The sequence below is a fragment of the Photobacterium proteolyticum genome (assembly GCF_001939735.1).
GTDB classification, from domain to species: Bacteria; Pseudomonadota; Gammaproteobacteria; order Enterobacterales; family Vibrionaceae; genus Photobacterium; species Photobacterium proteolyticum.
The window spans coordinates 13,069-38,714 of sequence record NZ_MJIL01000040.1 but is presented as its reverse complement, the minus strand read 5'-3'; the positions used below and the strand labels follow the sequence as shown (position 1 = coordinate 38,714).

Annotated in this window: 22 protein-coding genes and 1 other RNA gene; 6 read left to right on the top strand and 17 right to left on the bottom strand. The window is 48.8% G+C overall.

The annotated features are described in order from the left end of the window. Positions 1-2: 2 nt before the first annotated feature. From BIT28_RS01390 to BIT28_RS01355, 8 genes are all read right to left on the bottom strand, one after another. Positions 3-1,379: a hypothetical protein gene (locus tag BIT28_RS01390; RefSeq protein WP_075761848.1), complete on the bottom strand. Its 1,377-nt coding sequence runs from the start codon at positions 1,377-1,379 to the stop codon at positions 3-5. Then, positions 1,376-2,437 carry a nucleoid-associated protein gene (locus BIT28_RS01385; RefSeq protein WP_075761847.1) on the bottom strand — a complete coding sequence of 354 codons (1,062 nt, stop codon included), beginning with the start codon at positions 2,435-2,437 and terminating at the stop codon, positions 1,376-1,378. Before BIT28_RS01385 ends, BIT28_RS01390 begins: the two co-directional genes overlap by 4 nt. Before the next feature lie 197 nt (positions 2,438-2,634). Next, a complete protein-coding gene (locus BIT28_RS01380; protein WP_075761846.1) occupies positions 2,635-2,940 on the bottom strand; it encodes a helix-turn-helix domain-containing protein in 306 nt (101 codons plus the stop codon). A 70-nt stretch (positions 2,941-3,010) separates the two neighbouring features. Then, a complete protein-coding gene (locus tag BIT28_RS01375) occupies positions 3,011-4,024 on the bottom strand; it encodes a TniB family NTP-binding protein (protein WP_075761845.1) in 1,014 nt (337 codons plus the stop codon). After that, on the bottom strand, positions 4,024-5,901 hold the full coding sequence (locus BIT28_RS01370; protein WP_245823628.1) for a transposase family protein: 1,878 nt from the start codon (positions 5,899-5,901) through the stop codon (positions 4,024-4,026). Before BIT28_RS01370 ends, BIT28_RS01375 begins: the two co-directional genes overlap by 1 nt. A gap of 1 nt (position 5,902) precedes the next feature. Continuing rightward, a complete protein-coding gene (locus BIT28_RS01365; protein WP_075761844.1) occupies positions 5,903-6,523 on the bottom strand; it encodes a TnsA endonuclease N-terminal domain-containing protein in 621 nt (206 codons plus the stop codon). A gap of 133 nt (positions 6,524-6,656) precedes the next feature. Next, positions 6,657-6,753, bottom strand: an RNA gene (gene ffs, locus BIT28_RS01360) — signal recognition particle sRNA small type. Positions 6,754-6,923: 170 nt separating this feature from the next. Next, positions 6,924-7,658 (bottom strand): VP0952 family biofilm-associated protein, encoded by a 735-nt coding sequence (locus tag BIT28_RS01355; protein WP_075761843.1) that lies wholly within the window; start codon positions 7,656-7,658, stop codon positions 6,924-6,926. Positions 7,659-7,748: 90 nt separating this feature from the next. Here BIT28_RS01355 and BIT28_RS01350 point away from each other — a divergent pair, with 90 nt between their 5' ends. Then, a complete protein-coding gene (locus tag BIT28_RS01350) occupies positions 7,749-8,054 on the top strand; it encodes an MGMT family protein (protein ID WP_075761842.1) in 306 nt (101 codons plus the stop codon). A gap of 45 nt (positions 8,055-8,099) precedes the next feature. Here the strand turns inward: BIT28_RS01350 and BIT28_RS01345 are convergent, their stop codons facing one another. Continuing rightward, complete coding sequence (locus tag BIT28_RS01345; RefSeq protein ID WP_075761841.1) at positions 8,100-8,519, bottom strand: YbaY family lipoprotein; 420 nt, start codon at positions 8,517-8,519, stop codon at positions 8,100-8,102. A 121-nt stretch (positions 8,520-8,640) separates the two neighbouring features. Here BIT28_RS01345 and tesB point away from each other — a divergent pair, with 121 nt between their 5' ends. Next, positions 8,641-9,501 carry an acyl-CoA thioesterase II gene (gene tesB, locus BIT28_RS01340; RefSeq protein WP_075761840.1) on the top strand — a complete coding sequence of 287 codons (861 nt, stop codon included), beginning with the start codon at positions 8,641-8,643 and terminating at the stop codon, positions 9,499-9,501. Between the two features lie 104 nt (positions 9,502-9,605). Here tesB and BIT28_RS01335 read toward each other — a convergent pair whose 3' ends face one another. The 3 genes from BIT28_RS01335 to BIT28_RS01325 all read right to left on the bottom strand — a co-directional run bounded on the left by BIT28_RS01335 (position 9,606) and on the right by BIT28_RS01325 (position 13,864). Then, the gene (locus BIT28_RS01335) at positions 9,606-11,390 is read right to left on the bottom strand and encodes a SmdB family multidrug efflux ABC transporter permease/ATP-binding protein (RefSeq protein ID WP_075761839.1); all 1,785 of its coding nucleotides are present in this window, start codon (positions 11,388-11,390) and stop codon (positions 9,606-9,608) included. After that, positions 11,387-13,129, bottom strand: a complete 1,743-nt coding sequence (locus BIT28_RS01330) for an ABC transporter transmembrane domain-containing protein (protein WP_075761838.1) — start codon at positions 13,127-13,129, stop codon at positions 11,387-11,389. The genes BIT28_RS01335 and BIT28_RS01330 overlap by 4 nt, the downstream gene beginning before the upstream one ends. 273 nt (positions 13,130-13,402) lie before the next feature. Then, positions 13,403-13,864 (bottom strand): Lrp/AsnC family transcriptional regulator, encoded by a 462-nt coding sequence (locus BIT28_RS01325; protein ID WP_075761837.1) that lies wholly within the window; start codon positions 13,862-13,864, stop codon positions 13,403-13,405. Positions 13,865-14,042: 178 nt separating this feature from the next. On the opposite strand from BIT28_RS01325, the gene BIT28_RS01320 reads away from it, so the two are divergent. Both BIT28_RS01320 and queC read left to right on the top strand, forming a co-directional pair. Beyond that, a complete protein-coding gene (locus tag BIT28_RS01320) occupies positions 14,043-15,107 on the top strand; it encodes a PLP-dependent cysteine synthase family protein (RefSeq protein WP_075761836.1) in 1,065 nt (354 codons plus the stop codon). 296 nt (positions 15,108-15,403) lie between these two features. After that, complete coding sequence (gene queC / locus BIT28_RS01315) at positions 15,404-16,102, top strand: 7-cyano-7-deazaguanine synthase QueC (protein ID WP_075761835.1); 699 nt, start codon at positions 15,404-15,406, stop codon at positions 16,100-16,102. Between the two features lie 104 nt (positions 16,103-16,206). On the opposite strand, the gene prmB is transcribed toward queC, so the two are convergent. Beyond that, the gene (gene prmB, locus BIT28_RS01310) at positions 16,207-17,139 is read right to left on the bottom strand and encodes a 50S ribosomal protein L3 N(5)-glutamine methyltransferase (protein WP_075761834.1); all 933 of its coding nucleotides are present in this window, start codon (positions 17,137-17,139) and stop codon (positions 16,207-16,209) included. A 53-nt stretch (positions 17,140-17,192) separates the two neighbouring features. Here prmB and smrB point away from each other — a divergent pair, with 53 nt between their 5' ends. Then, complete coding sequence (smrB, locus tag BIT28_RS01305) at positions 17,193-17,723, top strand: endonuclease SmrB (RefSeq protein WP_075761833.1); 531 nt, start codon at positions 17,193-17,195, stop codon at positions 17,721-17,723. A 90-nt stretch (positions 17,724-17,813) separates the two neighbouring features. On the opposite strand, the gene BIT28_RS01300 is transcribed toward smrB, so the two are convergent. Together BIT28_RS01300 and sixA are read right to left on the bottom strand one after the other, a co-directional pair. Further along, positions 17,814-18,173, bottom strand: a complete 360-nt coding sequence (locus BIT28_RS01300) for a hypothetical protein (protein WP_083651690.1) — start codon at positions 18,171-18,173, stop codon at positions 17,814-17,816. A 143-nt stretch (positions 18,174-18,316) separates the two neighbouring features. Then, positions 18,317-18,790, bottom strand: a complete 474-nt coding sequence (gene sixA / locus BIT28_RS01295) for a phosphohistidine phosphatase SixA (protein ID WP_075761832.1) — start codon at positions 18,788-18,790, stop codon at positions 18,317-18,319. A gap of 362 nt (positions 18,791-19,152) precedes the next feature. Between sixA and BIT28_RS01290 the strand changes: the two genes are divergently transcribed. Next, positions 19,153-21,918 (top strand): insulinase family protein, encoded by a 2,766-nt coding sequence (locus BIT28_RS01290; RefSeq protein ID WP_075761831.1) that lies wholly within the window; start codon positions 19,153-19,155, stop codon positions 21,916-21,918. A gap of 72 nt (positions 21,919-21,990) precedes the next feature. Here the strand turns inward: BIT28_RS01290 and fadJ are convergent, their stop codons facing one another. Together fadJ and fadI are read right to left on the bottom strand one after the other, a co-directional pair. Then, the gene (gene fadJ / locus BIT28_RS01285; protein WP_075761830.1) at positions 21,991-24,105 is read right to left on the bottom strand and encodes a fatty acid oxidation complex subunit alpha FadJ; all 2,115 of its coding nucleotides are present in this window, start codon (positions 24,103-24,105) and stop codon (positions 21,991-21,993) included. Next, positions 24,105-25,415: an acetyl-CoA C-acyltransferase FadI gene (gene fadI / locus BIT28_RS01280; protein WP_075761829.1), complete on the bottom strand. Its 1,311-nt coding sequence runs from the start codon at positions 25,413-25,415 to the stop codon at positions 24,105-24,107. Before fadI ends, fadJ begins: the two co-directional genes overlap by 1 nt. Positions 25,416-25,646 lie beyond the last annotated feature (231 nt).

Here is a 25,646-nt window from a genome sequence, read left to right as displayed (position 1 = left end):
AGTTAAACTATATGCAAGTAGACCGGAATGCTAACAAGTTCAGCTCTAGTGAAGTGAAGAACCCACAGTATAATTGCTAGGATAGTAAGAATACCTGATGCCACATACAAGTACGACTTACTCTCTGAAGTGCTTATTGCCTCACTAAGTGATTGAGAATTGAAGAAATCACTGATTTCACTTTCACTCAGGAAAACTCTGTTCCGAGTTTTAATTTCATCTAGCTGATACTTGTGAATCTTAACAGTTTTATCTAATTCTTTGCTCGCAATAAATATGCTTAGAAAAGCAGCCACAATGAAGACGCTGGATAACACGGCCAGTTCGATACTGAATATGTTTTCAATCTTACCCTTGTCTATCGCAGTAAACACAATGATCGAGAAGAAGTAAGAGACAATAACAAAAATGGATTGCTTGATAGTGGCCCTGCTTGAGGATACTGCTTCATTTATTCGGTTGCATAAATCCAATGTCGCGTCGCTGACTCGGTTTCTGACCTCAATATAATGCTCAAAATCTTCCTTAATGTAGACTTGATAAATTGAGTCTAAAATTTTGATTATATTGGCATCAAACACTGAAATGATGTTTTTGCTCTGAGCTATAGCTTGATTAATGATACCAATCCTAGCTGACAGTCTTTCATCTGTATAAGCCCACTGGAATACTCGATATATAGATTCACCTTGATCAAAGTAAAAATTCTCATCGACTAGGTTAAGATCAAGCTTGCTTTCTCCATCGAAAGTGAACGTTTTTTCGTTTAGGCTGCTGGCTCTGGAGATCAAGCAAAGGCATAAGACAGTCCTTAGTTCAAGCACATGATCAAAGAAACTAGAGAAATCATAAAACTCCTCCAAAAGAAAATCGAAGTAGCAGACGTTCATCTTGATGCCAACAAGATCAGCAACAGTATCCTTTTTGTGACGTTCTATACTTTCAGCGGTAACATGTTCTTTGTATCTGGTCAGCTCAAAGGTTTGTCCATTAACTTGAATAGTTGTGTAGTTGTCTTTTACATCTCTGAGCCAGAACTTGAGTTGGTTTTGTTGGTCTCTTTTGGCTAAGTTACTAATGAAAGATTTGACATTAACTACTCTTAGGCATTTGTCTTCTGTCTTCTCGCATTTCAGTTCAAGAGTTACGTCGCCTTTGTCGAGTAGTCCAAGTTCTACATCAAGATCAGATAGATAATCTCCAGTTAGCGAAATACTTTCAACAAAATTATCGTTCTCTCGAATTTCGCAATCCAAGCTCTTGGCAATGCCGTGGAATTTTTGTACAAAATTAGACACCAATGCTGTCACATCGGTGTCTTGATTTAATGAAACTATTTGGTAGTAATACTCTTCAGTATCGTTAATTGTTATGTTCATTTTTGAACGATATTCCGCACTTTGAAACCGTCTATACCGGAGTCAGTTCTGATCAACAGATAGTTCTCGTCATCAAGCTGAGTTTTGAAAACTTTGTCTCCGATGTTTCCGTCTGATTGAAGAACCATTCCATCATCTAACTTGATTTTGTTCCGGATCTTACTTTTTATGCTGGAGAGGACAATTGAAAACTGACCGTCAAACTTACTTTTCTCTTTGAGGGAAGTGAGCTTGGTGGCAATTTCATTAACGTCAACTGTTTCGCTACTAGGAGTAAATGTTTTAATTGATTGTTCTACAAATTCGTCAAATATGAATTCTTTATGAGTCATAAAGTAAGCGTTCATACATTCTATGAGGCCGAACATATCTTCTTTAGAGTCTGCGCAAGACCTAGATATTACGCGTTTTATAGCTGAGTAAGCTGTTTTTGTGTTGACGTCGTCTTTTTGTAACGGTTCAGCGTCTAGGAAACCGTCATACCAAAAGACAGCGATATCACCATTTTTGTCAGATAGTCGAATCTCTTCTTTACGCGTATTGTCTTCATTTATCTCAATGATACAAGACTTGAGGATACCTTTTTCTTCTGGAAGACCAGCTTCTTTTTCGTAAGTAGCACGAGAGAAATAATTCTCGAAATCCAGCTTGGACATTATGATAACGTCTCGGTCATCAGCATTGATTCGCGCGAAGATGAATGTACCCTCTTTGATCTCGAAAGATGGCTTTTTCTCAGCGGTCCCTAAAGCATTAGCAATCTTTTGAGCAAAGGTTTTGCTACTTTCAGGAGATTCAATGATCTTGTCCACGTACGTCGAGACTTTGCTACCCTCAACAAACTTGTACGTGCGAGAAGAATTACTGCCATAGGTATGACGGCATAGTTCAACTAGGAATGATTTGAGTTCAGGTTTGCTTTTTAGGTCAACGTTACTTTCGGAGTAGTCCCCAACTTCATCTACATCGAATAGGTGTAGCTCCTTAATAAGTTCAGGGGGTTGTTCTTGTGATTGTAGTTGTTCTTCGACCTCAAGCGTCTCAAGTGTATCCGTCATATAAATAGCTCTGCATTATCCGATTACAGCCTATTATATTTTTTAAGCTCGACCTTGAGCAATTGATTTGTATGAAACTTGTGAGTAAAAAACAAGATCAATACTTGGTACAATTAAACATAATGTGAATATTGAGGCGCGATAAGTTACGAACACTGACTAACTTTATGGTAGACAAACGAAATACAATCTCATCATTATTCACTCTTTTTCTTAATCAACTCCAACATTTCTTTCTGCTTTTGGCTATCCATCTTTCCTAAAGCACAAATCAACTCAGCCAATAAATCATCATCACAATAGAAGTAAGCCACAGGCACACCTAACTCATCAGCGATACGCTTCATGGTCTGATAATCAGGAGTATGCTTACCCTTCTCGTACTGATTCATCCTCGCACTTGCTGTATTTGGTTCCATACCCAAAGCCATACCTAATTGTTGCTGAGTGTACCCTGCTGCTTTTCTTGCGGATTTCAGGCGAACAGGAATTGGGTTTGTCATAGCAAGCTCTTAGCAAAATAATGATTTAGCTAAGATTGTCTTAGTATGAACACTTTAAATATACTAAGGATTACTTAGTTTTTCTAGTTTGACGTAATAGTTGTGATAGAGGAAGGAGATCTGTGTACTTAGTGGGGATTACTGCATCAAACTCGTTATCAGCACCACTGTCATAATATGAAACTTCACTGACCTCTTGCCCTTCAATCTGATCGATAGATAGGAGGAACGGATTCGATGCATCAGAAAACATCAGATGATAAGCATCGGCAAGATGTTGATTTGATAGTGTTGGTGAGTTCTGAGCTAAAGCTTGTTTTACCGCTTCGTTCACCAAATGCTTAAGGGTTCTAATTTGTCCTTTAGATGCTGCAAACAAAGCTAATATTGTATGTTTACTATCTAGCTTTGGGGGTTGCTCAAAAGGCATCCTCATCGCAAGCCCCTTAACAAAACGAATGAAAGCTTCTGGCTCTTTAGAAAGAGTAAAGTATGATAAAGCCCTTCGAATCAGGAGCCTTGAAGCCCATTCAGGTACTTCAGCAATCTTTTTAGACCAAGGCATTCCGACAAGCACGATTGGAACTGTGGCAGCCTCACTAATGTATTTAAATTGAGTCGCTATATCATTAAGGGCTTGTCCAGATTTAAACTCCACTAACTCTTGAAACTCGTTAACAATAATCAGCTCAACCTCTGATGACTTTAAGCATCTAATCAGCGATTCTGTCAGAAATTGATCTCTGCTTATTCCCTTCCGATATGTTGCAGAGAAATGTCCTATGTCTTTGAGTAACTCAATGATCGTTGAGTCTATAGTTGGTTTACTTGGGATACGAGTGGATAGCACTAAACGTTTATTAGGAGCAGATTTAGATATACGTTCACAATATTTATTAACTAGATATGACTTGCCTGAACCAGTATCCCCAGTCAACAGCATGCATTGCTGATCACCACCAAATTTATGGTTATACCTCAGTCTGTCGAAGTCAGCCATGATAGTTGTAGCAATTGGCATTTCAACAAAAACATCAACAAACTGTTGATACTTAAATTCATTATCTGGTGACAATAAGGCCATCAATAAGGATCCAATTCTGATATAAACTCATCCCAGTCGTCTGAACCGGGAAAAAATTTAGAGTCTGGTTTTGTATGGGTTAAAGATAGCTCTGGTAACACTTCAGGTTCGCAATTAGCATTACTATCGCTGGCAACACCGTTATGCTTCGCTAGCCGTGCCATTCCTTTTGTTTTCCGCTTGGTTGCTCCTCGACTCAGGTTATTTATCTCTTCAGCTTCTTGCTCTATACGATCATGAATATATAACCTCACACGAGCTAACGCGTCTAGGTCTAACTTGTCACTGATAAAGTCCCGACACAGGCGTTTATTGATATTATGCTGGGTCAGAGATAGCTTCTTGGTATATCCAACAGGGTCGATGCAGGGTACTTTCAAGTATCTCTGTTCTCGTTCTAGGTAAACATAAACACTTGATATATCGTCAGGGTCTGTCTTGGTTAGTACTTCAATATCACTTGGGTTCATCCGACGATAGTCAGCTAACTCTTCACTGTCATAACGTAAACCATGAAGATGAATACCACCTCGGCGGTGCTTACGGTTTTCTTTCAAGCCTAAAATGACTGAGAGCTTTTCTAATTCATCATGGCTGTAAGTTATCGGTGGCATAACAGAAACGCCTTCTTGCCATTTTAGATACGGAATTGCTCGCTTCTTAGAGTCTGAGTCATAATGGTAAACATCAATAATCCACTTATGAAATAGCTCATTGAACGTTGAGAAATGCATAACGGCATCTTTGCGTGAATCATACTCTTCACGCTCTAAAATATTAGAGAAGGTCTTGCCGGGAATAGAGACTAACAACTTACTGCTGATTGTCCGAAACAACCGCTCTACTAAGGGCTTAAGCCAAGGCTTTCTAACTGGGTTATATTGAATATGTATCCCAACTTCCAAGCAAGATTGTTCTAAACTCTTACTCCAAAACTCAGCACCATTATCCACAACCAACGATTCCATCTTTCCTTGGCAATACCATTCATTTTCAATGCTGGGAAAACGTTCATGAATATCCGTTTTGGGCTTTATCGCATTTAATATCCCTTTCATAACTGAGTAATAGCTGGGGTCTTTAAAACCAAGGTGAAACCCAACAATACTCTTACTGTATTGATCGATAAGTAGAGTGAGATACGGCCGCCCCAGCGGTATATCAAGCTCATCATCAAGTAGAATAAGATCTAAAGGAGAGTGATCTATTTCAACTTTCTCTAGTACACGGCTTGGCGGCAAATGAGCATCAATCTTATTGAATTCAATATCAGCGAGATACTTTCCATGCCTGGCGACAGCGACCTCATAGGCTGGAAGTTTTTTTATTCGATTATAGAAGCCTTTATAAGATAGAGCTTGAATCTTCTCACCAACAAGTTGCATGTTCTCACGACGAATAAGGTCAGAGTAGTATTCATAGACTGCAGCAATAGAGGGGCGCTCAGGTACTAAATAACGTTCGACAGCACGTTCAAAGAAAACAGTATCATTCTCAACTTTTTGCTTTCGATTACCCTTTAAATGCACCTTTGGTACTAGAGACGTTATCTTTTTTCCAGATGAAGAGTATAAACTCCACCACTTCGCTAATGTCCTCCACTTTGGAGGTGGATATTCTATCTCCTTTGCAGCCTCAACAAGCAATGGCTCTAAGTTATTTTGCGTCCAACCACCAGCAAGATGCTTTTCTATCCAAGTTAGATATTCATATCGACGTCGAACTTCAACTTGAACATCATCAAGATATGTCGCTAAATCTCTTTCAAATAACTCTGACTCAGTTGACTTACGATCAAGGTCATTAGTTTTATTGTGACTATCTACTTCGCCATGCATCTCATTCCAAAAAGTTTGTTGCGGTTTGTTGATACTCATATCATTTACTCCATATGAGCGAAGAAAAGCTAAGTTCTTCATCTACCAAATTAGTGTGCAACACCCCTTGCGATACCAAACTAAACGACACTTTAATCATCAAACCTAAATCGATATTCAAATAGCTAGCGGCATCAAATATGCTTACTTTCCCATTTAACTTTACTAGCGACAGTAGCTTGATATGTATATCAGTGAAGGATTGAAATCCTGAGTAGCGGTGCAAGATCTTCAAATTATTGAGAACAGGATTAACTCTTATCTGCTTCTCTGTCACAAGCAGTAAAGGAATGCCAATTTGTTGAGCTTTGACCTGTTTAGCTCTGAACAGTTCTAGAAACGCTGGATTCTGAGTCTTTCCAAATGGCTTTACTTCTATCCACTTAACTTCTTTATTTTCAACAATATGGAAATCAGGCGTGTAAGAACGTTCGCGCCCTTCGAAGCAATAGGTAAAACCTTCAGGTTGAGCAATAAATGAAGATATAGATGTGGAATATTCGAGGTGAAAACAGGTATCAAACTCAAGGTATGATTCGACCGTTAGTACTTGGTTCATCTTGGCACTAACGAATTTGAAAAGGTTCTTTACACGTGAATGTTTAAGCTGACGACGGTACATAATGACCTCGCCCTTTTTGTTGTTAAACTACAACAAAAATAGCTTATGTACGCTTATCATGCCAGTTATGCAAGGTATTAAGGAAGATATGCAGGGATATGGTGCAGATTACAAACGCCAGATGGGTGGAAGCCCCCACCAGCCACATCCCGGCACACACGTCGCCTGCTGCGGTTGCTCCCTTCCGGGCCTGGCCGAGTTCACAGGTTAGTGTTGCGGGAGGACCAATGGGGGCCTCCATAGATTCGTTGTCTCGTTTCGAGAACGGGGGTGATTATCCGCTAACGCCTGCGACAATGCAAGGGGGCAATCCCCCTTATTAGACTGACTGCTGATTTATTACCCAGATAATACCGCTTAGGTAAAATAACCAGCATAACAGCCTGAATAGAAAGCAGGTTTACAGCTCTTCTTCCGGCTCTTCCAGCAAGAACTCGCCCAGCAGCGCCCCACCCAGAACCAGCAACCAGGCCACCAGTACCGGGTTCGGTACTTCAAAGTACGGCACCAGTACCAGCGTGGCAAAGCCGACGGCCGGCAAGACCCAGGCAAGACGAGGCACCCACTCACGCAGCTTGCCTTTCATCATCTCCTGCATCGAAGCTATCAGGCCTGTGACACACAGAGCCACCAGCGCGGCATGCTCCATGCCGCCAACCCACAGCGGGATCACCAGAAACAGTGGCCACCAGGTGTTCCCCTCAACCGGACGCCAGCTGCGGGCCACATACCAGATCAGAGTGACAGCCAGAACCTGGATCACCGTATAGGATGCATACCCCGGCAGTTTGCCTTCACCCTGAAGTGCCATCAGGCCAACATCCATGGCCAGCACGATAGAGATCAGCAAAGCTGCTAGCTGCCAACCACTCTTAGGCGAGAAACTGACAGAAAAAACAGGTAACATCATAAAGATACTGATAGACAGGGCCAGAGGTTGTTCGGGCAGCACGGCACCGAATGCGCCGAGTCCGACGAGTAACAACCAGGCGCGAAGACCACCTTGCGGTAGCAACCACAAGGCGGGAATAGCCAATGCCAGTGCGGGAAGCTCTCCTTGGCTGTAACCCAAAGCACTGACACCCAACACGGTCAGCGCAATGCTAACCACAACAAGTAACGCGGCATACAACATGGCAGCACCTCCTTGCGTTATCCGATAGTGCGAAGGAGAAAAACAGAATTCAGCAACTATCGGGATGTTTTGTTCGGTTCAGGTATAAATATGGACGATTTTGCGAGTCAAATCTATAGCCAGGTTCACCAAATTCCCCACGGAAAAGTGGCAACTTATGGGGATATTGCCAAATTTGCAGGCTATCCTGGTTATGCACGTCAGGTAGGACGGCTTATGGCGACCCTGCCCGAAGGCTCGAAGCTGCCCTGGCACCGCGTCATCAATGCGAAAGGCATGATCTCCCTATCCGGGAACGATCTGCAGCGTCAGCGCGAGCGACTACTTCAGGAAGGTATTGAGGTGGCTGAATCTGGCAAGCTCAGGCTTGCCAAGTACCGCTGGGACGGAAGGTAGGCAAATCACCTCCACAGCCTGATTCCGCCGTGGAGGATTCTCGTATTACTGAACTTTTACCAGCATCAGGTTGAGCTTGGTCGTCAAAGAGGGATCGGTAATAACGGGATTGGACGTATCAGTAATAAACATCAACTTGCCGTTCACTTCGATACGGGCACTGACTGAATAGGTATGGTTCGGCTTAATTTCTTCTTTCATGAAGTTAAGCTGAAAATCAAGCGGAACCTGCTTGCCCTCAGACAGGAAAGCCTGGCTGCTGATCACCTCGGCAGGGACATCCATTTTTGATACATCAGATAGGGTTACCGTAATACGGGCATTATTCGGTAAGGCAACACGCTCTTTATAAGTCAAAGAGCCATCCACTGTTCCCAGATCCGCATCCTGTTTGATTAAATTGGTACAAGCTGAAATAACCAATAACGCGATCAATGCTGAAAGCAGTGTAAATATCTTTTTCATCCCTCTCCCCTTGCAATCAGACACAAACCCGTAACATTGCAATTACCCGTTAATTACACTTGAATTTGTGACCAAGTATCCGTAAAAATCAGCTAATCATATCATGGAACTTGGAGCTCCGATGAGCAAAGAACTGAATGAACTTCTCACTCTGTTACACTTAGAGCAACTTGAACAAGGTTTATTCCGCGGCCAGAGTGAACATCTAGGCTTGCCTCAGGTTTATGGTGGCCAGGTTATTGGGCAGTCTTTGTCTGCCGCCAAAGAAACGGTTGACGAAAACCGCCAGGTTCACTCATTTCACAGCTACTTTCTGCGTCCGGGCGATCCGCAAAAACCTATCATCTATGATGTCGAAAACCTGCGTGACGGCAGAAGCTTTAGCACCCGGCGGGTAAAAGCGATTCAATATGGCCGCCCTATCTTTTATCTGACGGCATCTTATCAGGCTGAAGAGAGCGGCCTGAGCCACCAGTCCACCATGCCGGATGTACCGCCGCCCGAGTCGCTAATTTCAGAACAGGCTCTAGTGCAGTCAATCGCCGAGCACCTGCCGAAAGCTGCCGTCGAGACATTTGGCCGCGAAAGGCCTATCGAGGTGAGGCCGGTCACCGTCGTCAACCCGCTGGCACCCAAACCAGAGGCCCCCAAGCAATACCTTTGGATCAAGGCCAACGGCGACATGCCTGATGATCCCCGCATCCACCAGTATGTACTGGCCTACGCCTCAGACTGGGGCTTTTTGGTCACGGCACTGCAGCCTCATGGGGTAACCTTGATGACACCGAAGATGAAGGTTGCCACTATCGACCATTCGATGTGGTATCACCGCCCGTTCAGGATGGACGAGTGGCTGCTCTATGCCATTGACAGCCCGTCGGCCAGTGGCGCACGAGGGCTGGTACGCGGAGAGATTTACAACCAGAAAGGTGAACTGGTGGCCTCGGCGGTCCAGGAAGGACTGATGCGGCAAGGCCAATAGCCGGAACGCAACAGAGGTTGAGCAATCAACCTCTGTTGTAAGCCATCACAAGCAGGTAGCCTTCCATGCCACCTGTCTTAGATAGATATTGTTAAGTCGAGCATTTAAGCAGATAGTTCGGCAACGCCCTGCTCTTCTATCTGGTGCAAGTGCTCGCCCGCCTGCTGCAACTGGTACATTTGCCAGTAGTGCCCTTCCTGAGCCAGTAACTGCTGGTGATTGCCCCGCTCCGTCACGGCACCATGGCTTAGCACCAATATCTCGTCAGCCTCCATGATGGTCGACAAACGGTGCGCAATCACAACAATACTCATATCCTGACGCAAGGCATTGAGCGCCTGCTGAATATGATGCTCGGTACCCGAGTCAATATTGGCGGTTGCTTCGTCAAGAATTAATATCTTAGGCTGCACAACCAGCACCCGCGCCATGGCCAGCAGCTGCTTTTGACCAGCAGACAAGTTGGCTTCGCCACTGCCCAGACGGGTATCCAATCCTTGTTGATAGGCCCGTATCTGCTCGGAGAGCCCCACCTTTTCCAATGCCTGCCAGATCAAAGTGTCACTGACATCCCGCCCGAGACAGACATTTTCTCTGACGGTATCGTTAAGAACATGCGGGTCCTGCTGCACCATGGCAATCCCTTCCCGCAATACCGAATGCTCCAGCGAGTCCAACGGCCTGCCATCGAGCTTCAGCTCGCCACTGGTGATCGGATAGAACCCCATCATGAGCGAGGCCAGGGTACTTTTACCGCTGCCGGTATGGCCGACCAAGGCCAGAAAGCCCCGATGCGGCAACTCGACATTGATCCCCTTCAGTACCTGCTGCTTGCCATCATAGCTAAACGCGACATCACGGCATTCCAGGCGGCCTGCCGCCATTGGCAGAGCATCATCGCCATAGCGCTGCTGCTTGGCATCGATAAACCCGAAGATCCGCTCGCTGGCCACTAACGCCTGCTGCAACAGAGAAAGCTGCTGGGTAAGCTCAATCAATGGCTCGGTAACCCGGCCGAGATAGCTGATAAAGGCATACAGCACCCCGACACCGACCAGCTCGGCACCACTGATACCGAACAGGGCAACCAGTGACAGCAACGCCACCCCGGAGAGAAAATCAATCAAGGGCCGAAGCATCAGCCCGTTAAGTTTCATCACCCCGATCTGTGACTCCAGATGGCGCCGGGTCAGGCTGGAAAACTGCTTGCTGAACGCCTGCTCCTGGCGCATCAGCTGGATCAGACTCATGCCCTGAATAGATTCACTCATCGAGGCATTGATATCGGCCAGCAGATCACGCATTTTCCGGTATGCATCCGCACTCTTGCGCTGATAGAGCACCATCACGGCAACAACCGCAGGCAGCAATACCAAAACCACCATTGTCAGGCGCCAGCTCAGCATGCTCATGACCACCAGCATCACGCTGATAAAAATCACATTCTTCAGTACCGTGCCTATCACGAAGACATAAAAGTCCTTGATCGCCTCGGTATCATTGGTGATCCGGGAGATCAACTTACCGGTCGGCATATAATCAAAAGCCGACAGTGGCTGATTGAGCACCTTGCCAAACAACTGTTTGCGGACGGTCTGCACCACACCGATAGCAATTTCGTTAAATCTCAGTGCCTGCACATACTTAAACCACGCCGCTATCCCCATCAGGGCGATATAGGCCAGTGCCAGCCCTGCCACCATATCCAGCGGGTACTCATCTTTGGCGATATAGTTATCGATAAAGTGCTGGATCATCCAGGGACCAGAGACATCCGCCAGCGAAGCCACCAACAGCAGGCCAACGGCAATCGCCAGTTTTTTCTTATCATGCAAGGCATAACCCAGCAGCCGTTTGAGGACGGCTTTATTTACGGCTTTCCCTGTCATTTCGCCTCCTTAATTGCCTGCTCCAGTTGTTGATAGCGGTACATTTCACCGTACCAGCTTCCCGCCCCAATCAAGGTCTGGTGATCGCCCTGCTCGGCTATCTGGCCATGCTGCAACACCAGAACAGTATCCGCCTGCTCCAATGCCGTCAGGCGGTGAGCAATAACAATAACCGTCTGCTTCTGTTGCTGCCTCAAATTGGCCAGGATCCGGTGCTCTGTCTTACCGTCAACGGCAGACAACGCATCATCCAGAACCAGAATTTCCGCCTCTAGCAACAAGGCCCGGGCAATCGAAATACGTTGCTTTTGTCCGCCCGACAGGGTGATCCCCTTCTCGCCGACTAAGGTCTCGTAGCCATCCGGGAACTGGATAATATCTTCATCGATACAGGCCGCCTGAGCTGCCGCGCGGATCTGCGCCATAGAAGCGTCCGGCCTGCCAAGGGCAATGTTTTCGGCGATTGAACGCGAGAACAGAAACGGGCTTTGACTGACAACGGCAAACCGGCTCCGCCAATGGTGAAGATCGGCTTCAGTAATACTGATCCCACCATAGCTGATACTGCCCTGCTTTAACTCCTGCTGACGAAGCAGCAAAGAGAATAAGGTGGACTTACCGCTACCAATCGGCCCGGCAATGCCGAGCATCTGACCCGGTTGCAAGGTCACATTCACCTCGCTCAGCGCTGGTTGCGTCTGCCCGTTCCAGTAAAACGCCTCGATATCAACCTGCAAGTCCTGCTGCGTTGCAGCCAGGGCGGCATCACCGCTGACAATTTCCGGTGCCTCGTCAAAAATATGCTGAAGGCGCTTCCAGGCTGCCGAGCCACGTTCGAGAATGTTGAACAGCCAGGCCATCGCCAGCATCGGCCAAATCATTAGCCCCTGATAAAGCGCAAAAGCCGTCAGATCACCCAACGTCAGACGGCCCTGAGAGACCATATAGCCGCCACCGGCGATACTGAGAAAGAAAGACATCCCAATCGTCAGCTGGATCACAGGATCAAACTTGGCATCGACCTTTTCCACCGCAAGGTTCTTTTCCCCGACCCTGTCGACCACATCGGCAAAGTCAGCCTGCTGACGCTGTTCCAGGCCAAAGGCACGGATCATTCTCACACCATTGAGGGTTTCCTGCGTTTTGTCCGTCAAGTCGGAAAATGCTGCCTGAGACTCAGAAAAACAACTATGAAGCTGACGACCAAAACGAAAGACCGCCATCGCCATAAAGGGCATCGGCAGCAAAGCCAGAACAGTGAGCTCCCAGCTCAACATTGTGGTCATCACAAATAGTACCGCCAGCCCCATGATCAGGGAGTCAGCCGCGGTCAGCACGCCTTCACCGGCAGTCATCACCACGGCATTGACATCATTGGTGGATCGCGCCATCAAATCGCCGGTTTTATAGCGTTCAAAAAACACCGGAGGGTGGGAAGAAAAATGACGGTACAGGCGGTTACGCAGCACAGTGCCAAGCTCGGCGGCAGCGCCGAATAACCAGACTCGCCAGATAATGCGCAGGATATAAACCACGAACCACAAGACGGCAATGCCTGCTAACCAGCTCAGCATTACCGGCAGGGTAATCTCTCCCGTTACGACACCATCGACAATCCAGCCTATTGCCCGTGGCGGCAATAGCTCGAACAGAGAAACCAGGATCAAAATTACTATCGCGCCGCCGTAACGACGCCATTGTTGGCGGAAATACCATCTCAACTGCCAAAAAATCTGCATAGTCCCTCCACAGAAACAGGCATAGCCAAAGTTTAAGACGAATCAAAGTCAGTCAGAGCAGCAATTACCTCGGGATGCAATTTGCAGGAGAAGAGATACCAATCAAAGAGAAAAGAAAGGCTGTTGTATCATGCTGGCCTTGTTGCTTATAAACAAAGCCATTATCGGAAAATTGACTAATAAATCAACCAAATGGAGGCAGCAAAATACAAAACAATCACTTTCTCCATGATAATTTATAAATTAGTTATATCTGCTTTTTTATACAGTATTTCACACCGGCAAAGCAGTGGTATATTTCAGCGGCTCCATGGCAAAGGTCGAGGTCACATTGGTCAGCCCTTCGATGCTGTTGACCAGCTTTTTGTAGAACTTATCAAATGCGGCCATATCAGCTACCTGCACCTTCATCATGTAATCGTACTCACCGGCCATTCGGTAGAACTCCATCACTTCAGGAAAGTCCGATACCGTTGCGACAAAGCAGTGGTACCACTCCTTGGAGTGATTACTGGTTTTGATCTGCACGAATGCCGTAAACGACAAACCGAGCTTCACCGGATCAAGCAAGGCTACCCGCTGTCTGAGGATCCCGCTCTCCTCCAGTCGCTTTAACCGCTTCCAGCAAGGTGTCGTCGTCAGGTTTACCGCCTCAGCCAGTTCGGCCAGCGCCAAGGTACCGTCTCGTTGCAGCATCCGTAGCAATGTTCTGTCAGTGTTATCTAAGTCAGCCAAAGTATTACCCCTAAATTACAACATAGAGAAAATTTTTCTCCCCATTATCGTTATAAAAGCAAACAAAGCAAAGATTTTTCACGTGCTTCAAGTACTATGCTAAGCATTCCAATAAGAAAATAACCGTTGGTATTCACCCCCTATTACCGACCGAGCCGCCTGAGAAAGAGGAAGAGACATGAGCCATGACCCGCAGTGGATTAACAGTGCCATCCGTAAGATAGAAGCTGACTTTCAGCGTTCGGCAGACACCCACCTCATCAAGCTGGATCTTCCTTCTCTTGACGGTATCGATATTTATCTAAAGGATGAGAGCACGCACCCGACCGGCAGCCTGAAACATCGCCTGGCCCGTTCGTTGTTCTTGTATGCCCTGTGTAATGGCTGGATCGGTCAGGATACAACAGTTATCGAATCCTCGTCCGGCAGCACCGCCGTATCAGAAGCCTATTTTGCGCGCTTACTTGGCCTGCCGTTTATTGCAGTTGTGCCTCGCAAAACAGCCCGCAAGAAAATCGAACAAATCGAGTTCTATGGTGGCCGTGCCCATTTCGTCGACAGCCCTGGCGAAATTTACGCCGAGTCGCGCCGTCTGGCCAAAGAGCTCAACGGCCATTATATGGACCAGTTCACCTTTGCCGAGCGTGCCACTGACTGGCGCGGCAACAACAATATCGCCAACAGCATCTTCGAGCAGATGCAGCTTGAAGAGCACCCGATCCCGAGCTGGATCGTCATGAGCCCGGGTACCGGCGGCACATCAGCGACAATCGGCCGCTATATTCGCTACCAGATGCACCAGACCAGACTCTGCGTGGTCGATCCCGAGAACTCGGTCTTCCATGACTATTACAAGACCCGCGACCTGACTCTGACTGGCACTGTCGGCAGCCGGATCGAGGGCATCGGCCGCCCGCGTGTTGAGCCGAGCTTTATCCCTGATGTGGTTGATGAAATGCGCACCATTGCCGATGCGGCCAGTATCGCCACCGTCCACTGGTTGGAAAAACTGCTGGGACGCAAGGCCGGCGCCTCAACGGGGACCAACCTCTACGGCGTGTTGCAGCTGGCCTGCGAGATGAAGGCCCGCGGCGAGAAAGGCTCTATCGTTACCCTGCTTTGCGACAGTGGCGAACGCTATCTTGATACCTATTTCAACGAGCAGTGGGTGGCCGACAACATCGGCGATATCTCTGCTTACCTCAGCCAACTGGAAACCTTCGAGAAAACCGGTTCGCTGTAACCCCAAACTATTATGAAATAGCTTGGGTGTATTTTTCTTTGTTCTATCCTGCAATCTACACGTTAGTTTGCCGCAGCCTGTCTGCGGCTTTTTTTTTACCTTATGTTTGTCGGCTGAGCAGAGAAACTTTCCTCACCAACAACTCTGAGGTAGCATTGCCGTGCCAACAGAGAACCTGCTGATGGTAGTAATACCTGCTTATAATTAACTGGCCGATCAGATAATTAATAAGCTGGTATGTTCATTCAAGCCACCGACTGTTTTTCGGTAAGGCTATAACACAGGAAAGACAAAGTATGCGTAAAGCCGTAGTCGTTTTTAGTGGCGGCCAAGACTCCACCACCTGCCTGATCCAGGCACTTGCCAACTACGATGAAGTTCATTGCATCACCTTTGATTATGGCCAGCGTCACAAGCTGGAAATTGAAGTGGCACAATCTGTCGCCAAAGATCTGGGCGTTGCCGCGCACAAGGTTATGGATGTCGGATTGCTCAACGAGCTGGCGATCAGCTCGCTGACTCGCGACAATATTGCCGTCTCCCATGAGCTGCAGGAAAACGGCCTGCCTAACTCATTTGTTCCCGGTCGCAACATCCTGTTCCTGACTCTGGCCGGGATCTATGCCTACCAGATTGGTGCCGAGGCTGTGATCACCGGCGTCTGCGAAACTGACTTTTCCGGCTACCCGGACTGTCGCGACGAATTCGTCAAATCCATCAACCAGTCTCTGGTACTGGGTATGGATCGTCCGCTGGCTATCGAAACGCCGCTGATGTGGCTGAACAAGGCCGAAACATGGGCGCTGGCCGATCAGTACAGCAAGCTGGACTACGTCCGCCAGCAAACACTGACCTGCTATAACGGGATTATCGGTGATGGCTGTGGCGACTGTCCGTCTTGCGATCTTCGCCGTGCTGGTCTCGAAGACTACCTGAGCAATAAAAAGTCAGTGATGGCTGAACTTGAGGCCAAACAGGCCAAAGGCAATGCCTAGCGCCCGCTCAGTCATATCTGACTAGGTCACCCCATAAAAAAACCGGAGCTTGTGCTCCGGTTTCTAGTTTCTGGTATCTGGCTTCTTACAGGAACGACTCGATATTAGTCACGGTAAAGTGAAAACTCGTCCTGACATTCAAGCAGCTGCTCACGGGTCATCATAAAGACGCCGTGGCCACCGTTCTCGAACTCAATCCAGGTAAACGGAATGTGCGGATACTGCTCTTCCATATGGATCATCGAGTTACCCACTTCACAGATCAAGACACCATTCTCTTTCAAATAATCCGGTGCATTGGCAAGAATACGACGAACCAGCTTCAGACCATCGGTACCCGCTGCCAAGCCTAGCTCCGGCTCGTGACGGAACTCATCCGGCAGGCTGTTCATGTCTTCCTGATCAACATACGGCGGGTTGGTCACAATCAGGTCGTACTGATCTTTTGGTACATCGCGCAACAGATCAGAGCGTAGCGGGATCACCTGCTGCTCCAGACCATGGTCCTGAATGTTCTGCTCGGCAACTTCCAGCGCATCTGTCGAGATATCAACCAAGTCAACCTCGGCTTCCGGGAAGGCATGCGCACAGGCGATACCGATACAACCGCTGCCGGTACACAGGTCCATGATACGAGTCGGGCTCTCAGCCAGGAACGGTTCAAAACCATTCTCGATCAACTCGCCGATCGGTGAGCGAGGCACCAGTACACGCTCGTCGACAAAGAATTCCATGCCGCAGAACCACGCTTTGTTGGTCATATAAGCGACAGGGGTACGTTCGTTAATACGACGGATCACGCGCTCGACAATACGCAGACGCTCGCTGCTCGTCAGCCGTGAAAAGCGGACTTCCGATGGAATATCCAATGGCAGATACAGGGTCGGCAGTACCAATTGTACCGCTTCGTCCCACGCATTATCCGTGCCGTGACCATAAAAAAGACCCGCAGCATTGAAACGGCTTACCGTCCAACGTAGCATGTCCTGCAAAGTGTGAAGTTCGTTGACGGCCTCGTCGACAAAAATCTTATCCAAAATAGCCTCCGAATGACGCTACAATACCGCTATAGAGTTGTTGGAATATCATTATGAGTAAAAAAGATCTTACCCTGGAAGATGACCTGGCACTCTTTCAGGATGCGGTTAAAGGCGTAAAAAAGTTGTCGCATGATACCATAATCACGCCACGCCGACAGAGCCCAAAGGCTGATAAGCCCAAAGTCTCGGAAAAAGAAACCCAAAACCACGAGTTTTATTTCTCCGATGAATTCGAGCCCCTCCTCAACGAGCATGGCCCGATGCAATATGCCCGTACCGGTGTATCGAAATATGAAGTGAAAAAGTTACGCCGCGGGGTGTATGTACCCGATATGTATCTGGACATGCATGGTATGACGCAACAGGAAGCCAAACGCGAACTGGCTGCTATGATTGCTGCCTGTATCAAGGAAAGTGTGTCCTGCGCCTGTGTGATGCATGGCATTGGCAAACATATCTTGAAGCAAAAGGCGCCGCTATGGCTGGCACAGCACCCTGATGTGATGGCTTTTCACCAGGCTCCGCTGGAGTTCGGGGGGGATGGTGCGTTACTAGTCTTAATTGATATTCCGGAGAGATAGACAGAAGAGGCGAAAGCCCAGGTACGAGTGTCGAGAAAAACAACAACCTGTTTATTGCTCGTCACTCGATACTAGATTCTAACCACTTGGCTAGTATACATATTTCGCCAGGGCTCCCACATTGATCACCTGACCTTCAACAATCAGCGTCACTTCACCACTGTCGCAAATCTGCATACGGGTTTTTACCGCACCTTCGCTGTAATAGTGTTCACAGTTACCATTACGGGCGCTGTCAATACGCGAAAAGATAGTGATCCCACCAGCACTAAAAATGCTCTGCGGCGCGGCAAACGTCAGGGTACTGCCGGATGCGGAAATGTGCATTTCTTCACTGACACCATTGGCCCACTTGATTGCACCGTTGGCATTAATGCTCGGAGCCCGAGGCCCCTGGATACAGCCAGCTAACAGTACGGCACTGAGGATTGCAAAAATTTTACCTTTCATAACAGTAACTTTGTTAATTCTCGTTCGATGAATGATACTCAATCCAGCTAGGGATGAAACCTCAATTGATAAAAACTGAGCCCTAAATCAGCTCTCGATACTTGTATCGGCAGCCATTCCCAAAGCTTAAGGTTAAATGTTGTTCATCCTTCAGGATTGGCCTGCCACAAAAACTCGACTTCTTCATCATCAGGCTGGTAGTCAAGAGCCGCAATCGCGGATGTACGGAACATAGGCGGCTGCAGGCCCGGTGCCAACTCAGCAGTCAGGTAGCCAACTAGAGGAAGGTGAGAGACAATCAGAACAGTTTCCGGACGCTCGACGGCAATCACCGCCTTCAGATAGGCCGCCACTTCCTCTGCCTGCCCGTAAGGGGTGATTTCTTCGACAGTCATCAGGCGTTTGGGCTCTGGCAAATGCCCAGCCATCGCCTGCCATGTCTGCTGGGCACGGAGGTAAGGGCTCACCCAAACCATATCCAGCCCATCACTTAGCTGACTTGTCAGCTGGAGCGCCATCTGTTCGGAGTGTGACTCACCACGCGCTGTCAGAGGTCGCTCCGCATCAGTGGGAGCGAAGTTCTGCGCCTCGCCATGACGCATGATATAAATTCGCATATAGCCTATCCAATAAACCCGCCCTATTAACTAACCGGACCGTAGACGCCAGATTATCTTGCCAAACCTGCACACGTCCGCTGCCTGTGGTGAGTTAATACGACCAGAGAGTACGTTCAATCAGCCGTTATGCTAACAAGTCCTGCCGATACTGAATAGCCATTCCGCATATTCTGTTACCGTTCCGTGACCGGTGAAACGCCTGAGCAAAAAAATCAGCAATTCTCGACACAATGCTTAATTAGCCTCATCCCAGCCCCGGTAAGGGCTGATGCGAATAAGAATCACGGCGAAGTTAATTTGCCACCCTCTATATTGAGCGTCATAATTAGCTTAATTTACTAAGAAAATAGGCTCTTCACGTGCATATCAGTCCTAATGATCCTAAGCAGTACCGCTACCTGACTTTAGATAATAAGCTTAAGGTTCTATTGGTACATGACGCAGACGCCCCACGTTCAGCTGCGGCATTATCGGTCAAGGTCGGTCACTTCGATGATCCCGTTGATCGACAGGGCATGGCACATTTCCTGGAGCACATGCTGTTTCTCGGCACGGAGAAGTACCCCAAAGTCGGCGAGTTCCAGACATTCATCAACCAGAGCGGCGGCAGCAACAACGCATGGACCGGTACAGAAAATACGACCTTTTTCTTCGAAGTTAGCCCCCATGCCTTTAGCGAGGGACTTGATCGCTTCGGCCAGTTTTTCACCGCTCCCCTGTTTAATGAAGAAGCCGTTGATAAAGAGCGCCAGGCCGTCGATTCTGAGTACAAACTCAAAGTCAAAGACGATGTACGCCGCCTTTACCAGGTCCATAAGGAAACCATTAACCCGGCGCACCCTTTTTCCAAATTTTCCGTCGGCGATCTCACAACATTAGATGACAGGGACGGCAAACCGGTCCGCGATGAGCTAATTGCCTTTTACCAAAGCCATTACTCAGCCGATCTGATGAGCCTGGTACTGCTCGGCCCGCAGTCGCTGGACGAACTGGAAAGCTATACCAATACCTACTTTGCCCACATCCCTAATACGGATATTGCCAAGCCGGCGATCACCGAACCGCTGGTCACCGCCAACGAAACCGCAAAATTCATTAAGATAGAGCCAATTAAAGAAGTTCGAAAGCTCACCCTGTCTTTTGCTATGCCTTCTGTCGAGCAATATTATCGCCAAAAGCCCCTTTCATATATTGCCCACCTGCTGGGCAATGAAGGCTGCGGCAGTCTGATGTCGATACTGAAAAGCCGAGGGCTGATCAATACGCTCGCCGCCGGTGGCGGAGTCAACGGCAGCAATTTTCGCGAATTCACCATCAGTCTAAACCTGACCCCGAAGGGACTGGATAATATCGATGATATCGTGACGGCTGTTTTTCAATATATCCACCTCATTAGCCAACAGGGACTGAATGAGTGGCGCTATAAAGAGAAGCAGGCCGTACTGGAGCAGGCTTTCCGATATCAGGAAAAAAGCCGCCCGCTAGATACCGTCAGTTATCTGGTCATGAACCTGTTCCACTATGCACCGGAAGACGTGATCTACGGTGACTATATGATGACTGAGTATAACGAGCCGCTGTTGCAAGAGCTGCTTGCCTACCTCAGCCCGGACAATATGCGCCTGGTACTGGTAGCCCAGGAACAGGAGTACGACCGTATCGCTCAGTGGTACCATACTCCCTACTCCATCTCGGCCTTTACCGACGGGCAACTGGCACGCTGGCGACAGGTAGACAGCTCGCCCGATCTAAGCCTGCCCGAGGTCAACCCCTATATCTGTGAGAAACTCGATCCGCATCCGCTGGTCGCCGGGGCCGAGCTTCCTCCCCAGTTAATCCAGGATCTTCCGGGGTTCCGCCTGTGGTACAAGCAGGAGCATGAATTCCGGGTACCCAAAGGTGTGGTGTATGTGGCCATCGATAGCCCGCACGCCGTCGATACCCCGCGCAACATTGTCAAAACTCGCCTTTGCGTCGAGATGTTGCTGGAAGCCATCAACGAATCTGCCTACCCGGCAGAAATCGCCGGTATGTCTTATAACCTCTATGCCCACCAGGGTGGTGTTACCCTGCAGCTATCGGGTTTTAGCGAAAAACAGCCACTCTTGATGAAACTATTGCTGGAGCGCTTCGAGGGAAGAACCTTCAACCCGGAGAGGTTCCAGAACATCAAGGCACAAATGCTCCGTAACTGGCGCAATGCCGCCGAGGACAAACCGATATCTCAGCTTTTCAACGAGCTGACCGGGATATTGCAGCCTAACAACCCGCCTTACCCGGTGCTCATCGAAGAGCTGGAAACCATTGAGGTCGACGAGCTTCCGGAGTTTGTCGAGGCGATGTTTGCCGAACTGCACATCGACACCTTCATCTATGGCAACTGGCTGAAGGAAGATGCACTGGCACTGGCAGAGCTTCTCAAGGACGCCTTCCGGGTTACCGACCAGCTCTATGGCGAATCACAAAGACCACTGGTTCGTCTGGGCAAAGTTGGCACCCTGCGTCACGAAGTCAACTGCAATCATGCCGATTCTGCGATCCTGATGTACTACCAGTCGAGAAAGACGACCCCCAGGAAGATTGCCGTCTACACCCTGGCAAACCATCTGATGTCGACCACCTTCTTCCATGAACTGCGTACCCGCCAGCAATTGGGTTACATGGTCGGCACCGCAAACCTCCCCCTGAACCGGCATCCGGGGCTGATTTTATATATCCAATCGCCGGTAGCCGCGCCAGCCCAGCTGTCCGAGGCCATTGACGAGTTCACTAATGCCTTTGCCCTGGTTTTGCTGGAGCTGACCGAAGCACAATGGCAGGCCAGCAAACAAGGTCTGATCGCGCAAATCTCTGAGCCGGATACGAACCTGCGTGCCCGGGCACAGCGATTCTGGGTCAGCATCGGCAACAAGGATGCGGAATTTAACCAGCGCCAGAAAGTGGTGCAGGAACTGCAGGAACTCAGCCGCGCCGATATGATTCGCTTCATTGTCGAGATCATCAAGCCACGCACATCAAACCGGCTGGTCATGCACTGCCAGGGCGATGCCCATAGCAACCTTGAGCCGCTCAGCATCGGCCTGCCCATCGAATCAATCGATGAGTTTCAGAAAAAAGCGCGCTAACATCTCAGATAGCAGTATTTAGACATAAAAAAATGGCCTGCATTTGCAGGCCATTTTTAATGGTTACACTTATCAGGCTTGATAGAAGCTCTGGCCTTCGTTTGCCATCGCGATCAGCTTGTCACATGGCTTGAAGCGCTCGCCGTACTTATCAGCATGTTCGTTGAGCAATTCGACCACTCGCTTGATCCCCAACTGATCCATATAGCGGAACGGACCACCGAGGAATGGCGGGAAGCCGATACCGAAGATAGCACCGATATCACCGTCCCGTGCCGACTGAATAACCCCCTCATCCAGACAGCGGGCCGCTTCGTTCAGCATCATCAGACTACAGCGCATGGCCAGAGCCGCCCCTTCCGCTTTCTTCTCCGGTTTGATGTTCAGCAGTTTGTAGACGGTCTTATCGACAGACTTTTTCTTGCTGTTATACAGATAGAAGCCTTTACCGCTCTTGCGCCCTTTACGGTCGTCGTTAAGCAGCACATCAAACACATCCGGCCCGCGGAAGCGCTCGCCCAGTTCCTCGACCATAATAGGCATGATTTTGGCACCGATATCGACACCCACCTCATCAAGCAAGGTAATTGGCCCGACCGGGAAACCAAAATCCAGCAGTGCTGCATCCAGATGCTCGATAGGCTCTCCGCTTAGCAAGACCGATGCCGCCTCGTTCATGTAAGGAGCAAGAATACGGTTGACATAAAAACCGGCTTTGTCGCCGACAACGATCGGAGTTTTGCCCTGCTTCTTCGCCAGCGCAACAACTGTGGCCACTGTTTCCGGAGAGGTGCCGGCATGAGGGATCACCTCTACCAGCGGCATTTTTTCTACCGGGCTGAAATAGTGAAGACCGACGACGTTTTCCGGACGCTCGGCAGCCTCGGCAATCTGGTGGATCGGCAACGAGGAAGTGTTAGTGGCAAAAATAGTCTCGGCCTTGGCATTATCCTCAATCTCCTTCACCATCTGATGCTTGAGTTTCAGATCTTCAAATACCGCTTCTACCACCACGTCCACACAGTCAAAACCGGTATAGTCAGTGCCACCGGTAATGCTCATCATCTGCTTTTGCAGTTCAGCTTTGCTGATGATCCGGCGCTTACGCTTTTTATCCAGCAGCTTATAGTTATAAGCCATGGCGTTTAAAATACCGTCATTGGCAATATCTTTGATCCGCACAGGGTACTTGGCCTTGGATGCGGTAACATGGCTGATACCACCGCCCATCAGGCCGCCTCCCAACACGCCAACTCGTTTGATGTCGCCCGGTTTGGCATCCGATCCGGTTTCTTTTTTCATTGCCGTCGTGGCAAAGAAGATGCTGCGCAGCGCGGCCGATTCCGGGCTCATGACCAACTCGCCAAAGCGCTTGGCCTCCTGCTTCAGGCCTTTTTCCATACCAAACTGCAAGCCGAACTTGATGACTTCCAATATGGCATCAGCCGCCGGATAGTTGCCGCGGGTTTTTTCATGGGTTTTCTTGGCTGCCTGATCGAACACCAGCGAGCGCCCCAGGGCATTACCGCCCATCGCCCAATCCTGGAACGAATGTTTACGCTTAGGTTTGGCTTTCAGTGCCTGCTTTTCAGCAATATCAAGCAAAATACTGTGCGGAACAGCCTCATCAACAACGCCTAGCTTTTTCGCCTTCTTGGCCCGCAACTGCTTGCCGGTCAGGATCATATCCAGGGCATTGGCGACACCGATAAGGCGTGGCAAACGCTGGGTACCGCCCGAACCCGGCAGCAAACCCAGCTGGACTTCAGGCAGACCCAAACGGGTCTTGTCATCATCGGAGCAGACTCGGCTATGACAGGCCAGCGCCAACTCCATACCACCACCCAGACACGGGCCATGAATGGCTGCCACCACATGAAATGGCAACGCTTCAAGCTCGGCAAACAGCTCCTGGCCTTTAGCGGCTAATTGTTGGGCTTCTTCGGCGGTGGTGCAGGCCGCCAGCATACGAATATCAGCACCGGCAATAAAGTTGTCCGGCTTACCCGAATGGACAACCAGCCCTTTGATATTTTGCTTGGCCTTCAATTCAGCCAGTACATCGGACACCTGCTCGACAAACGCTGACTGCAGCGTATTCATTTTTTCTTCCGGCACATCGATTTTCAGCCAAGCGACGCCGTTATCACCGTAAGATAAAGAAAATGCGGATTCTTGTTGGGTCATTATTCTGCCTCCAGGATCATTGCAGCGCCTAAGCCACCCGCTGCGCAAGCGGTATTCAATGCCAAACCACCTCCTCGACGCTGCAGTTCACGCAGTGTCTGGGTGATCATTCGTGCCCCTGTAGCGGCAAACGGGTGACCATAAGCAATGGAGCCTCCAAGCACATTGAACTTGTCCATATCAATCTCACCAATTGCCTGGCTGCGACCGAGCTTCTCTTCAGCAAACTTCTTCGAACCAAACATCTTCACGTTGGCCAGCGTCTGTGCGGCGAAAGCTTCGTGCATATCAATAAGAGTAAGATCAGACAGACTGATACCGGCACGATCGAGAGCCATAGGTGTCGCATAAGACGGCCCCATCAACATGTCTTTCTCTACGCCGATCGCCGAGAAGGCATAGGAGCGGATATAACCCAATGGTTTGAGGCCAAGCTCTTTGGCCCTGCCTTCGCGCATCAGCAGGATCGCCGCCGCACCGTCTGTCAGTGGTGTCGCATTGGCTGCGGTAACTGAGCCAAACTTGCGGTCAAACGCCGGACGCAGCTTGGCATAAGACTCAAGCGACGAATCTTCACGAATATTATTGTCTTTATCTATCCACTGACGATAAGGTTCCGGGAAGGCAGTGATCACCTCACCCTGGATCAGGCCGTCTTTCCATGCTTGTGCAGCAAGCGTATGAGAGCGGTGAGCCAGTGCATCCTGCTCCTCACGGGTAATGCCATGTGTTTTCGCCATCTGCTCTGCGGTTTGGCCCATGCTCAAGCCAGTTGAATATTCGGCCACCGCCGGCGGTACCGGCATCAGATCTTTCATGCTGAGTTTGCTAAGCAGTTTTAAACGCTTGCTCATGGTTTTGGCCTTGCTCAGTGCCAGCAAGGTCGCCGCCATTTTTTTCGAAACGCCAATCGGCAATACCGAAGAAGAGTCGGCTCCACCGGCAATACCGATATCAACGGTACCCGAGATAATACTCTCAGCCACGTTCGCCGCCGCCTGGAAACTTGTTGCACAGGCCCGGGTAACACTGTAGGCATCAGTGCCGATATTCATGCCGGTACCAAGAACAATTTCACGGGCAATATTCGGTGCTTCCGGCATCTGGACAACCTGTCCAAATACCACCTGATCAATCAGTTGGGGATCAAAGTCAATCTGCTGCAGCATTTCATTGACCACCATTTTCCCCATGTCCAAAGCAGGAACGCCATTAAAGGCCGTGGCCTGACGGGCAAACGGGGTTCGTAATCCACTTACAACGGCGATGCGCTCACCTTGATGGGTGGTGAGATTCTGGAGACGTGTCATCGCTACTCCTTATTATGATTTGCAGGGCACTCAATGTGCACGGTAGAGGTCTGACCACATCAATTGTAATCAACTTGTTACTTATTTCAAACAAATGTTTTAAGTATTTACAAGAAGCGGGACACGAGTTGGAAATTACGGCGGGATTATGTGCTTTCTATCATAGTAGAATAATAGCAACTTGTTGCTTACTATGAGAAAAAGGCAAAAAAAAACCATACCGATATGGTA